This window comes from Micromonospora sp. CB01531, from assembly GCF_001905095.1.
Taxonomy (GTDB): Bacteria; Actinomycetota; Actinomycetes; order Mycobacteriales; family Micromonosporaceae; genus Micromonospora.
In genome coordinates this window covers 23,209-35,603 of record NZ_LWLS01000119.1, presented here as the reverse complement: position 1 = coordinate 35,603, position 12,395 = coordinate 23,209, and the positions used below count along the sequence as shown (strand labels likewise).

Here is a 12,395-nt window from a genome sequence, read left to right as displayed (position 1 = left end):
ACCTGGTCGCCCAGCACTGGAACAGCTGACCCACCTGATCAGCTGACCAACTGAAGAACACGCACAAGCCGCTGGCCGGCACCCGAACGCGGGTGCCGGCCAGCAGCGTGTCTGGGGCTGTTGTCTCCAGATCTTGGACAGTTGCCGTCAGCAGCGAACGGAACACTGTCCAAGGTCAGCAGCTCACTGGGCTGGGAGGTCAACCAGCGGAGCACCGGCTGCACCGCGAACGTCGCCGTTACCAACTGCGGTGCGGCCCGCTCGTCCTGGGCGCTGACCTTCACCTTCCCCGGTGACCAGCGGATGACCGGCGCGTGGTCGGCCACCGTCACGCAGTCGGGCGCCCGGGTGACCGCCCGCAACGCGTCCTGGAACGGCAACCTCCCGGCCGGCGGCACCGCGACGGTCGGCTTTCAGGCAACCTGCAGCGGCGCCAACACTGCGCCGGCCGACTTCGCGCTGGACGGCGCGCCCCGCACGAGCGGCTGAGCGCTGCTCTACAGTGACCCGACCGGTTGCATTTCGCAACCGGTCGGGTCTCGCGGCGGAGGTGCGCGATGGGCAAGCTGATCTACTCGATGATCACGTCGGTGGATGGGTACGTGAGCGACCGCGACGGCAACTTCGGCTGGGGCGCGCCCGAGGCGGAGTCGCACGAGTTCATCAACTCGATCTCACAGGGCGTCGGGACCTACCTGTACGGGCGACGGATGTACGAGACGATGATCTACTGGGAGACCGCGCACACGCTGCCGGACCAGCCGCCGTACATCCTCGAGTACGCGCGGGTGTGGCAGGCCGCCGACAAGGTCGTCTACTCCACGACGCTGGACGGTGTTACCAGTGGACGGACACGGCTGGAGCGCACGTTCGACCCGGAGGCGGTGCGCCGGCTCAAGGCGGAGTCCGACCGCGACCTGACCGTGGACGGCCCCACCCTGGCGGCGCACGCGATCCGAGCCGGGCTGGTCGACGAGTACCAGCTGTTCGTCGGCCCGGCGGTGGCCGGCGGCGGGCACCGCTTCTTCCCCGGCGACGTGCCGGCCGATCTCGACCTGCTCGACCATCGCGTCTTCAAGAACGGCGTGGTTTACCTGCGCTACGGCATTCAGGACAGCGCCTGACATGACACCCCGGGCGTACGCGCTGACCGCGGCCGCCTTCGCCCTGCTGGCTGCCGTTCCGATTACCGAGCCAACGTTTCATGCTGAGCCACTAGGCTGATCCCGGTTGCAAGACGCAACCAGATACTTGGGCGGAGAGATGGCCAAGCTGATCAACACCGACATCGTGTCCCTCGACGGGTTCGTGAACGACGAGAACGCCAAGTTCGGCTGGAGCGAGCCGGTCGAAGAGGTGCACCGCTTCCTCAACGACCTGGACCGAGGCATCGGCACCCACCTGTACGGCCGCCGGCTCTACGACGTGATGTCCTACTGGGAGACGGCGCACGAGGAGTCCGGCCACCCCGACTTCATCCTCGACTACAGCGAGATCTGGCGTTCCGCCGACAAGATCGTGTATTCGTCCACACTGGAGGAGCCGCGCAGCGCCCGCACCCGCATCGAGCGCACGTTCGACCCGGAGGCGGTCCGCGCGCTCAAGGAGTCGGCCACGCGCGACCTGGCGATCGGCGGCGCCAACCTGGCCGCCCAGGCCCACCGGGCCGGCCTGGTCGACGAGATCTGCCTGGTTATCTGCCCGGTGCTCGTCGGCGGTGGCACGCGCGCCCTCCCCGACGGCGTCCGCCGCAACCTGACCCTGCTCGACCAGCACACCTTTTCGAAGGGCACGATCTTCGCGCGTTACCGCGTGGACGGCTGACCCCCAGCAGTGGCCGGGCGCGTCACCGGCGCTCGCTCTGCAGCCGTAGCTGGGCGTAGCCGCGGTTGGCCACGGTGGTGAGCAGCACGGCGGAACTGACGTGCGTGCGTCCGGTGGAAAGGTCCCGCCAGACCCGTTCGAGGCGTTCCCCCTCACGCACGGCTGTGCTGCCGGCCGTCGGCTGGATGATCTCGTCGACGGCCCGCCAGGCCAGCGAGGTCGCCTCTCGACAGGTCAACGCGATCCGCAGGTCCTCCTCGGCGGTGAACGCTCCGATCGGTTGCTCGGACAGCTCGTGCCAGCGCCGCGCCGTGGCGAGCACGAGTGTCTCGGCGGCGTCGATCATGCTGCTGGCCTGCCCGTACCAGAGCTGGAAGTCGGGGTCCTCCGCCCTGGGCGGGAACGGCGGGAGGATGGTGGTGCGGGAGAACATCAACTCCGTGTACGCGTCAAGCGCGCCCTGGCACATGCCGACCGCGATGTGGGCACCCTCCAGGGCCATCGAGCTGGCCGGCGCACCGCCGTACTGCGGGTGCTCGTGCAGGTCCCGCCCCGGGGTGCCGCCGGTCACCGAGATCTCCTCGAAATTGACCTCCAAGCCGAAGTGGCTCGGGATGTGCCCGTCGGAGATCCGGATGCTGTGCGACCCGCTGCCCTTGAGGCCCAGCTGCCAGCCCCAGTCGTCGAGCATCTCCCACTGATCGCGGGGCGCGATGAACAACAGCGGGCGTGCCGGCTTCCCGTCATCCTCGACGATCATCGTGTTGCCGATCAGGTGGGTCGCGTACGGCGCACCGGAGCAGTACTTCCAGACACCGTTCAGGATCCAGCCGCCGTCCGCGGCGCGCCTGGCTGTCCCGTGCGGGGCGTTGACGAGCGGCGCGATGAAGTCGCCGCCACTGAAGAGCTCGGCCTGCGCCTTCTCCCCGAACATGCTGCCGGCGAACAGTGAGTGCGCCGCGCCCAGGCAGTACATCCAACCGGTCGACGGGCAGGCCCGGGTCAGGGTCATCACGATCTGCAGGAAGGTGTCGAAGCCGAACTCGTAGCCGCCGTAGCGCTTGGGCACCGTAATGCGGTAGAAGCCGGCGTCTCGGAACGCGAGATGGGTGTCCTCGGCGTAGTAGGTTCGCTCCTCCGTCTCGCGCTGGCGGGCCACCAGGGCGGGCGCCATGGCCCTGGCCCGCTCGATCAGCACGGCCGGGGTGACGTCGGGCTCGGATGGCAGGGCCATGCCCTGCACGCCGTTCGCGGTGACGGTCATGGTGTCAACCTCTCAGATCGTCGAATCCGGATCGGCCACCATCTCGCCGATCACGCTGAGATACCCGGCCACCTGCTCTTCGATCTCGGCGCGATCGAACAGGTGGCGGCTGAAGCTGAGCCCGCCAACCACCTCGGTGTTGCTCAGGTGCATCGACCAGATCATGCCGTCCGGGGTCTCGGAGCCGACTGGCTGCGGGATGACCCGCCGCCAGATCGCCGTGTACTCGAGGTCGCCGATCCGCTTGCCCTGCATCAGGTAGGGCGGCTGGACGGCCTGGAACAGGCACGGCACCGCGTCGGGGCCGACCGATGCCATCAGCTCCGGCGCCTCGGCGAGCACGTGCAGCAGTGGCAGCTCATGCTTGAAGGCGCCGACGCAGGCCGTCCTGGTGCGGGCGACGGCATCGCGGAAGGTCCGGCAGTCGCGCAGATCCACGCGGAGCGGGAGAAAGTTGAAGAACGACCCGACCGTGGACTGGAAGCGGTGCTGGCGGCCCGGCGCGAACGTGGGCACCACGATGTCGGTCGCCTGGGTGCGCCGGCTAACAAAGACGGCGAACGCGGCGAGCAGCACCATGAACGGGGAGCTGCGCGTCTCCCTGGCCAGCCGAGACACTTCCGTGCTCAGTTGCGCGTCGGTGGCGAAGCGGTGATAGCTCGTCGCCGGGGCCACCTGCTCGTCGCGGCGCGCCGGTGCGACCAGGACCCGGGCGCCGCGCAGCGTTTCACGCCAGTAGGCCCGTGAGGCAGCCACCGTCGGCCCAGCGGCCTCCTCCTGCTGTGCGGCGATGTAGTCGCGGTACTGGGTCACCTCGGGCAGTTGGGGCTCGTCCCCGGCGGCGCGGGCCGCGTAGCATTCCGCCAAGTCCCGCAGGATCACCTGGAGCGACCAGACGTCCGCGGCGCTGTGGTGGGTGCAGAGCACCAGCACGGAGTCCTGCTCGTCGAAGCGGCCGAGCACGGCCCGCAGCAGCGGGACCTCGTCGATCGGGAACGGCCGGGTCTCCGCCTCGATCATGAGCTGCTCAGCGCGCCGGTCCCGGTCCGCGCCCGGCGACTCGTCCAGTTCGATCAGCTGCAGCTCGGGTTGCCGGGCGGGCAGCACGCTCTGCGTGCCGCCGGCGTTCTCAAGGTGCAACACGGTACGCAGCGCCTCGTGCCGCTCGACCACGTCGGCCAGCGCCAGCCGCAGAACCTGCACGTCGACGCGTCCGTGGAGCCGCCACCCGCCGACCTCCACGTAGTGTGGCCCGAACGGCCCGGCTTCGAAGCCTTGGGCGAACATGCAGAGGAACTGCTGCTGCAGTGAGAGCACCGTAGGTGCCTGCTGGACTTCCGGAAAGGTTGTCATGTGGGATCTCTCCTCGGTGGATGCTGACGCCGGCGTTGTGGAGGGCATCGATCAGGGCGCCGCGTTCTGGCTCGTCGGCGACAGCTGGAGTTCGTCTGCCAGGTAGCGGTCGTCCTCTAGGGCTGGCACGAGCGACCGGATGGTGTCTGGAAGGCCGCGCGTGTCGCCGTCGAGATCGACGTTGACATCGGCTCCGACCGTGGTCATTTGCGCTCCCTCGTGGTGTAGCGAACGGATAGTCACTGCCCTGCTACGTGGCCGCGCCTCGATTGTCATCACCGCCGGGAGGGTCACCGCATCTTCGTGGTTGCCGCAGCCTGCCCACCGGTCAAGAGGTGAGCCAGGCGGACCCATGACGCGCGCCACGGCGGCGCCCCGCAAAGATGGCGAGCCAGCACGCCGTTGCGGAGGACGGTGTCCGCACCGGGAAGGCCGCCGGGGGCTGCGCAATCTTCCCTCCAGATCCTGGCGGGAAGATTGCGGCTGGGCCGTGGCCGCGAACATCGCCGTCGGCCGGCAGGCCTGGTGTCGGCTGCAGGGCCTTACGACCAGGACGGTCTGTCAGGCGCCGAGCCGGATACGCTCCGCTTCCGACTGTGGCATTTTCTGCGGACCTTGGCCGTCGTTGGCGGTGGCCGATTCCACATGTTGCGCGTACTCGTCAAGCACCTGCTGAGCCTGGGCGTTAGCCCGGCTGAATCGCGCGGCCACATCCTCGCCGTCGACCAGCACGTCGTGCATGGCCTGCATGCCCGCGCTTTGGATGGGCAGGAAATTGCCAAGCACCGCGCCACGGGTGGCGGGGGAGTCGGGGCTCATGCGGAGCTGGTCGATGGCGGGCCGGTAGTGCGGATTCTGGTCGAACCAGCCCTCGCTGGCGAGCAGGTCGATCGACGCCTCAGTAGTAGGGATGAACGTCCGCCCATGGTCGTAGATGCTGGTGGCGTTGCGGGGGTTGTTCAGGAACTGCATGAGGGCCAGCGCGCCGTCGCGGGTCGGTTCGTCCAGCCCGTCGCGCAGCCACAGCGACTCACCGGCGATCAGGTTCCCCGTGTACCCGGCCCGCTCGTTGTAGGGCATCCGGCTGACCTGCACGCGGAACCCGGCCTTGCGGGCCGCCCGGACGATGGGCCCGGTCTCGACCGATGAGCTGACCAGCATCGCCGCGTCTCCGTTGGCGAACGCTTCCATGCAACCCCACCAGTCCGACTGCTTGCCGGTGTAGAGGTAGTGGCCTGCCCGGTGCAGGTCCCTCCACCAGCTCACGTAGGCCAGCATCTCGGGCGACATGAAGTCGACCTTCTCGCTCCGGCCCGACCTGCCGTTCTCGTGGTCGGCGAGCAGCCCCCCCTGCTGAGCCAAGGACTGCTGGAAGAGCCAGCCGAAATTGGGCCAGGTGATCCCGCCGCGGCGCGCGCCGTCCCGTCCGGCCAGGGCGACGCACGCGGCCTCCACCTCCGCCCAGGTGCTCGGTGGTTCGGCGATCCCGGCGGCGCGCAGCGCGTCGATGTTGGAGTAGAGCAGGACGGTGGAGGTGTTGCGCGGCATCGAGCTCAGGTCGCCGTCGAACGTGTAGTACGCCCGCATGTTGGCCACGATGTCGTCGAGGACCACGGGCTCACCGAGGATCTCCTCCCGCCCGCCCACCGCCTCGGTCACCGAGGTGAACAACGGCCGCCCGTCCGGGTCGCGTATGTCCTGCGCCTCCTGGAGGTAGGTGTACTGGTAGGCGGCAATGTGTGGCGCTGTTCCTGCACGCGCGGCCCGCGCCATCTCTCGGGGGAAGGCCCCCACGTTGACGGCTTCGACGACAGCCCGGTACTGCGGGTGCCTGCGGTTGAACTCCGCTGCCTGTTTCCGGATCGGGTCGACGAGCTGTTGCCACATCGGCCAGCGATTGAGCCAGACGTTGATTGTGATCTTTCCGGCTGGTTCATACATGAGTCTCGCCATCTCAGGTCGGTGCCGGGAGCTTCATCGGAGTTTCATGCTCCGCGCCGCTGTCGGCGGTCGCATCTCCGCGCTTGCTCGGGCCTCCCGCAGGCGGGCGCGCGTGAAGAGGAGTCGCCCGGCACCGGCAAGGTCGACCGCCGCCTGCTGGCCGAACTGGGCCAGCCGGCGGCGCACCCGGCCGACGGCCGAGACAGCAGCTCAGAAGATGTGTCGCAAAGACCACGGCTGCCAGAGTCATACCCGACGCCGTCCTGACTCGAGGAGGGTCAATGGAAACAGTCACCATGCTGCCGCGAACCGAGCTGCTGAGGCGCGCGGTCGAGCTCGGCCCCGTGCTGAGGGCCAATGCGCAGGCGTCGGAGCAGCGCAGGCGGCTCAGCGATGAGATGCTCGAGGCGCTGGGCGGCTCCGGTCTGCTGCGCATGCGGGTGCCGCGGCGCTATGGCGGCTACGAGTCCGACATGCGGACCGTCACCGAGGTGCTGGCCGAGCTGGCGCGCGGCGACGGCTCTACCGCCTGGACCGCGTCGGTCTGGCTGATCAGCAGCTGGATGGTCGGCCTGTTCCCGGACGCCGTGCGCGACGAGGTGTTCGCCGATCCCGACGTACGGATCAGCGGGATCCTCAGCCCCGGCGCGGTGGCCATGCCGACCGACGGCGGCTACCTGGTCAACGGCAAGTGGTCGTTCAACACCGGCGCCCAGCAGAGCGACTGGAACGTGAATGCCGCCGTCCGGCCCACCCCGGACGGGCAGCACGAGCCCGTCATGGTGCTGATCCCGATGAGTGACCTGCAGGTGATCGACGACTGGCACACCGCCGGCATGGGCGCCTCCGGCAGTGTCACGACCGTGGCCAATGATGTCTTCGTGCCGGCCGAGCGGGTACTACCGATAGGCCCGGTGATCGGCGGCGTGCACCCGCTGCAGCAGGACCCCGCCGCGCCGATGTGGCGGGCCCCGTTCATGCCGATCGCCTGCACGAGCGTCGGCGCGACCGTGTACGGCCTTGCGATCGCCGCCCGGGACGCGTTCTTGGACCGCCTGCCCGGTCGCAAGATCACCTACACCGACTACGCGGAGCAGAGCGCCGCACCGCTTACCCACCTACAGGTGGCCGGCGCGGCGATCGGGGTGGACGAGGCCGGGTTTCACGTCCTGCGCACCGCCGACCTGATCGACGCCAAGGCGGTGTCCGGCGAGCCGTGGAGCCTCGACGAACGCGCCCGTGCCCGGCTGGACCTGGGCGCCGTCTGCCTGCGCACCAAGGAGGTCGTGGACGTGCTGGCCGGCGCCAGCGGTGGCTCTTCGCTGTATACCAGCGTGCCGATCCAGCGCATCGAGCGCGACATCAAGGCGCTCAACCTGCACGCGATCATGCACCCCGACACCAACTTCGAGCTGTACGGACGCCTTACCTGCGGCCTGCCATCCAACACCCAGTACCTCTGATCTCGCCTGGAGGAGACATGAGCACCCAGCAGCAGTCGGCTCTCAGCACGGCAGAAATCACCCAGCGTGTCACGGCGATCTGGACGGATGTCCTGGGCCCAGGCTCCGATCGGCCCGGCGCCACGTTCTTCGAGCTCAACGGGCAGTCCATCGCCGCCGTGCAGATTGCTGCGGCGATCGAGGAACAACTAGGCGTCACCCTCGACATCGGCGATCTCTTCGAGGACCCGGACCTGGAGACCCTGACCCGCGTCGTCCTCGCCATGTCCAGCGACTCGGCCGGCTGACCGTGGGGACCGCGATGCAAGAACTGACTCACGTGCGGCCGGATGCGGACCTCGACCACGTGGTGGCGATTCTCGAGCGCGACGGAGCGGTGATCGTTGAAGGATTCACCGACGCGGCGACGCTCGCCGGGCTCCGGGCGGACCTCGGACCCGGCCTCGAGGCGTCTGGTTACAGCGAGAGCGGTTACGACGGGCAAAAGACCAAGCGGCTGTCCAGCCTGTTTCGGCGGACGACGCACCTGACGCCGGTCGTGACCCAGCCCCTGTTCCTCGGTTCGGCGCGGCGGCTGCTGCAACAGCCAAGGCACATTTGGATCGGCAAGGTCCGGATGGAGGTGACGCCGAGTATCCAGATCAGCTTCACCCAGGCGATAAGAATCGATCCGGGCCAGGGCCGGCAGCCGTTGCACCGCGACGACGCGATGCATCTGTGGCGCCATCCGGGACCACCGTGCCGGCTGCAGCTGATGCTGGCCATGACCGACTTCACCAGCGCCAACGGCGCGACCTTGGTCGTCCCCCGCAGTCATCACTGGGACGACGAGCGGGCGCCCGCGTACGCCGAGGCGGTCCCGGCCGTCATGCCCGCCGGTTCCGCGCTGCTCTGGCAGGGCGGTGTCTACCACGGCGGCGGAGCCAACAGCACGGACTCGCCGCGGCAGAGCCTCTCCGTGGCGCTCGACCTGGGCAACCTGCGGCAGGAGGAGAACCAGTACCTCGCCGTTCCCCGAGAGACCGTGCTGACCCTGCCGGAGGAGGTACAGCGGCTGCTCGGCTGGGACCGCTGCCCGCCCGGCCTCGGCCAAGTCGAGACGCAGGACCCGCACCTGCTGCTGGAGCGGACACTGCAGGAGCTCGCCAGCAGGCCACGTGGTGCAAATCCGCTGATGTAGCGCGCCTGCCCCGAGGTCCCACCCCACCTGGTCGGCCTCGGCAGCCCGCCGATCGTGAGCTGACCGCACGCCTTCGTCAAAAGCAGCCGGTGCGCTCTGCGACAGCAGGCGCACCGGCACGCCTTCCACGCGACGGACGCCGAGGCGGCCGAGTTCGTCACCCGGTTCCGCGCGCTGTTCGCCGAGTACGACGCCCTCGACCCCGCCCCGGACCGGGCCCGGCGGCTGCTCACCACGATCCTGCTACCCGCCGCCGCGCCGCGGAAGGCGGATCCGGCCGGGGAGCCGACGCCCGATACCGGTCAGGAGGTGGCCCGGGGCCGGGGGTGACCTCCGGCGATGTCGACCACGGCGGCGATCAGCGCCAGCACGACGATCCCGGCGGCCAGCAGCAGCGAGTGCCGGAACGCGGTCGCCCAGTCGCCCCGAGTGCTGCCGAGCACCGAGAAGAACAGCGCACCCACCCCCGCGATGCCGGCTGCCGAGCCGATCCGCTGGCCGGTCTGCAGCATGCCGGCCCCGCTGCCGGCCTGCGGCACCGGCACCTCGGACAGGGTCAGCGTCTGGTTCGGCGCGATGACCAGGCCGCTGCCCAAGCCGGCCAGCAGGAACGGCACCGCGGTCAGCAGCGGCACCGAGCCGTGCGAAGAGCCGCGCAACACCCAGACGACCGCACCGAGGCCGATCACCACCACCAGCAGGCCGACCGCGACCAGCGGCCGGCCGTACCGGGTGACCACCCGGCCGCTCAGCGCCGACGCCGCCGCCGAGCCGAGCGCGAACGGGGTGATCGCCAGCCCGGCGGCGAGGGCCGAGTAGTTGAGTCCGATCTGCAGGTAGAGGGTGAAGATGAAGAAGATCGCGGTGAACCCGGCGAAGTAGAGCAGACCGATCAGCGTCCCCAGGGTGTACGAGCGCAGTCCGAACAGCCGCAGGTCGAACAGGGCCGGCCGGTGGCGGGCGTACCGCCGCTCCCAGAGGCCGAAGGCGACCAGGAAGAGCAGCCCGGCCGGGATGAGCAGCCACTTCGCCGCGCCCGGCCACTGCTGCCGCTGCACCAGCGGGAGCAGCACCAGGGTCACCCCGACCCCGAGCAGCAGCACGCCGATCGGGTCGAGCCGGTGCCGGTTCTGCGCGCTTGTCGGGCGGGCCGGCATCAGCCGCCAGCCGAGCCACACGGCGAGGATGCCGACCGGGACGTTCACGAAGAACACCCACCGCCAGCCGTGCTGCTCGCCACCGAGCTGGATAAGCAGCCCACCGAGCAGCGGGCCGATGGCGGTGGAGATGCCGATGGTGGCGCCGAGCAGCCCGAACGCGCGGCCCCGTTCGGCGCCCCGGAACAGCTGCTGGATCAGGCCGCTCACCTGCGGGTTGACCACCCCGGCGGCGGCGCCCTGGACGAGCCGGGCGATGATCAGCCACTCGGGGGAGCGGGCCAGTCCGGCCAGCGCGCTGGTCACCGTGAACAGCGCCACGCCGACCACGAACCCGATCCGTCGGCCGCGCGCGTCACCGAAGCGCCCCGCCGACACCAGCACCAGGCCGAAGGTCAGCGCGTACCCGGACAGCACCCACTGCAGGTCGCTCGGCGTCGCCCGCAGGGCCCGGTCGATCGACGGCACGGCGACGTTGACGATGCTGACGTCCAGCAGCGTCATGAACGCGGCGACCAGGCCGACGCCGAGCGCCTGCCAGCGGCGGCGGTTGTCGTACTCGGTGTCCGCCGGTGGCGGCGACCGATCCGCGCTCATCGTGCCCCCCGATGACCGTCGATCACGCATTCCCGATCGCTACCCGGTCCCCGAAGGGGCAAACGACGCGTCACGCCATCTGACGCGCGCACCACCGCGGGCCGAAGTCCAGACCGGCCATGGGGGAGTCCTCGCGATGCAGCAGACCCCGCTCGGTGAGCAGGTGCAGTGGCTCGCGCAACTCCTCCTCGGTCATCCCAGTCTCCTCGGCGATCAGGTCAGGGTAGGGGACGTGACCCCGCACCTCCAGCGCGGTCACCGCCTGGTACACCCGCTCCTCGACCTCAGACAGCTGTACCCGCTGCATCGCTTCCCTCCTCGGTGACCCGCCCGACCGGCGGGCGGCCTGCGCCCGGCGGTTACCCGGCCGGCGTCCGATGATGCCCACCCGTTCGGGCGGTCGCGTCGGGCGCGTGACCAGCGTTCGCTCCCGCTCGTGCCCTAGGCTGCAGCAGTGATCAACTGGGATCTCGTCGTTGTCGGCGGCGGCCCCGCCGGGCTCTCCGCCGCCCGTGTCGCGGCCGGTGCCGGCGTCCGCACGCTGGTGGTCGAGCGCGCCACCCATCCCCGCTACAAGACCTGCGGCGGCGGGCTGATCGCCACCTCGCTGGCCGAGGTGGCCGCCCGGATCGAGGTGCCCGCCCACGACCGGGTCGACCGGGTCACGTTCACCCGGGATGGGCGACGCGCCTTCACCCGCCGGCACCCGTCGCCGCTGGTGAGCATGGTCCGCCGCGAGGAGTTCGACGACCGGCTGCGCGCCGCCGCGGTCGCCGCCGGTGCCGAGGTCCGCGAGGGCGTCGCGGTCCGCGCCGTCGAGCAGGACCCCGACGAGGTACGCCTGCGGCTGGCCGACGGCGAAACCGTGCGCGCCCGCGCCGTGATCGGCGCCGACGGCTCCTCCGGCGTCACCGCCAGGCACGTCGGGGTGGCCTACCGTCAGGTCGACCTGGGGCTGGAACTGGAACTGCCGGTCCCGCCCGCCGAGCAGGACCGCTGGCGGGGCCGGCTGCTGATCGACTGGGGGCCGGTCCCCGGGTCGTATGCCTGGGTCTTCCCGAAGGGGGACCGGCTGACCGTCGGCGTCATCGCCGCCCGCGGCGAGGGCGAGCGGACCCGGGCCTACCTGCGCGACTTCGTGGCGCGGCTGGGCCTGTCCGGGGTGGCCCCGGAACAGGACTCCGGCCACCTGACCCGCTGCCGGGCGGCCGAGTCGCCGCTGCGCCGCGGCCGGGTGCTGGTCGCCGGTGACGCGGCCGGCCTGCTGGAGCCGTGGAGCCGGGAGGGGATCAGCTTCGCCCTGCGGTCGGGCCGGCTGGCCGGGGCGGCGGTCGCTGGCGGCGACCCGGACGCCTACGAACGGGCGGTACGCCGGGAGCTGGTGCCCGCCATGGGGGCGGGACACCGGCTGCTGGAGATCTTCGAGCGCCGGCCCGACGTGTTCCACGCGATGCTGGCCACCCCGCCGGGCTGGCGGATGTTCGTCCGATTCTGCCAGGGCGAGGCCAGCTTCGACCGGACCCTGGCCCGCCGTCCGGTCCGAGCAGGCCTCGCCCTGCTGGACCGGCTCGCGCCGATGCGACGGAACGGATCGACAGTCCGGCAGCCCTGAGGGG

General features: G+C 70.3%; 13 protein-coding genes. 7 read left to right on the top strand and 6 right to left on the bottom strand.

Translation table 11 applies throughout. The features are described 5' to 3' along the window. Positions 1–141 precede the first annotated feature (141 nt). The 3 genes from A6A27_RS36815 to A6A27_RS36805 all read left to right on the top strand — a co-directional run bounded on the left by A6A27_RS36815 (position 142) and on the right by A6A27_RS36805 (position 1,824). A complete protein-coding gene (locus A6A27_RS36815; RefSeq protein ID WP_073839285.1) occupies positions 142–489 on the top strand; it encodes a cellulose binding domain-containing protein in 348 nt (115 codons plus the stop codon). A 68-nt stretch (positions 490–557) separates the two neighbouring features. Then, the gene (locus A6A27_RS36810; RefSeq protein WP_073839284.1) at positions 558–1,124 is read left to right on the top strand and encodes a dihydrofolate reductase family protein; all 567 of its coding nucleotides are present in this window, start codon (positions 558–560) and stop codon (positions 1,122–1,124) included. A 139-nt stretch (positions 1,125–1,263) separates the two neighbouring features. After that, on the top strand, positions 1,264–1,824 hold the full coding sequence (locus A6A27_RS36805) for a dihydrofolate reductase family protein (protein ID WP_073839283.1): 561 nt from the start codon (positions 1,264–1,266) through the stop codon (positions 1,822–1,824). 22 nt (positions 1,825–1,846) lie between these two features. Here the strand turns inward: A6A27_RS36805 and A6A27_RS36800 are convergent, their stop codons facing one another. The 4 genes from A6A27_RS36800 to A6A27_RS36790 form a co-directional block, all read right to left on the bottom strand. Then, the gene (locus A6A27_RS36800; protein ID WP_073839282.1) at positions 1,847–3,088 is read right to left on the bottom strand and encodes an acyl-CoA dehydrogenase family protein; all 1,242 of its coding nucleotides are present in this window, start codon (positions 3,086–3,088) and stop codon (positions 1,847–1,849) included. Between the two features lie 12 nt (positions 3,089–3,100). Continuing rightward, entirely contained in the window at positions 3,101–4,441 is a 1,341-nt protein-coding gene (locus A6A27_RS36795; protein ID WP_073839281.1) for a condensation domain-containing protein, read from the bottom strand. 51 nt (positions 4,442–4,492) lie between these two features. Then, positions 4,493–4,648 carry a hypothetical protein gene (locus A6A27_RS45400; RefSeq protein ID WP_198940612.1) on the bottom strand — a complete coding sequence of 52 codons (156 nt, stop codon included), beginning with the start codon at positions 4,646–4,648 and terminating at the stop codon, positions 4,493–4,495. Positions 4,649–5,002: 354 nt separating this feature from the next. Further along, on the bottom strand, positions 5,003–6,382 hold the full coding sequence (locus A6A27_RS36790; RefSeq protein WP_073839280.1) for an extracellular solute-binding protein: 1,380 nt from the start codon (positions 6,380–6,382) through the stop codon (positions 5,003–5,005). 281 nt (positions 6,383–6,663) lie between these two features. On the opposite strand from A6A27_RS36790, the gene A6A27_RS36785 reads away from it, so the two are divergent. The 3 genes from A6A27_RS36785 to A6A27_RS36775 are packed head-to-tail and all read left to right on the top strand — an operon-like array spanning position 6,664 to position 9,025. Beyond that, on the top strand, positions 6,664–7,845 hold the full coding sequence (locus A6A27_RS36785; protein WP_073839279.1) for an acyl-CoA dehydrogenase family protein: 1,182 nt from the start codon (positions 6,664–6,666) through the stop codon (positions 7,843–7,845). Between the two features lie 17 nt (positions 7,846–7,862). After that, positions 7,863–8,132, top strand: a complete 270-nt coding sequence (locus A6A27_RS36780; protein ID WP_073839278.1) for a phosphopantetheine-binding protein — start codon at positions 7,863–7,865, stop codon at positions 8,130–8,132. A 32-nt stretch (positions 8,133–8,164) separates the two neighbouring features. After that, positions 8,165–9,025 carry a phytanoyl-CoA dioxygenase family protein gene (locus A6A27_RS36775; protein ID WP_241825631.1) on the top strand — a complete coding sequence of 287 codons (861 nt, stop codon included), beginning with the start codon at positions 8,165–8,167 and terminating at the stop codon, positions 9,023–9,025. A gap of 302 nt (positions 9,026–9,327) precedes the next feature. Here the strand turns inward: A6A27_RS36775 and A6A27_RS36765 are convergent, their stop codons facing one another. Continuing rightward, positions 9,328–10,779 (bottom strand): MFS transporter, encoded by a 1,452-nt coding sequence (locus tag A6A27_RS36765; protein WP_073839277.1) that lies wholly within the window; start codon positions 10,777–10,779, stop codon positions 9,328–9,330. Between the two features lie 70 nt (positions 10,780–10,849). Next, positions 10,850–11,086, bottom strand: a complete 237-nt coding sequence (locus A6A27_RS36760) for a hypothetical protein (RefSeq protein ID WP_073839276.1) — start codon at positions 11,084–11,086, stop codon at positions 10,850–10,852. 147 nt (positions 11,087–11,233) lie between these two features. Between A6A27_RS36760 and A6A27_RS36755 the strand changes: the two genes are divergently transcribed. Continuing rightward, complete coding sequence (locus A6A27_RS36755) at positions 11,234–12,391, top strand: geranylgeranyl reductase family protein (RefSeq protein ID WP_073839275.1); 1,158 nt, start codon at positions 11,234–11,236, stop codon at positions 12,389–12,391. Positions 12,392–12,395: the final 4 nt, after the last annotated feature.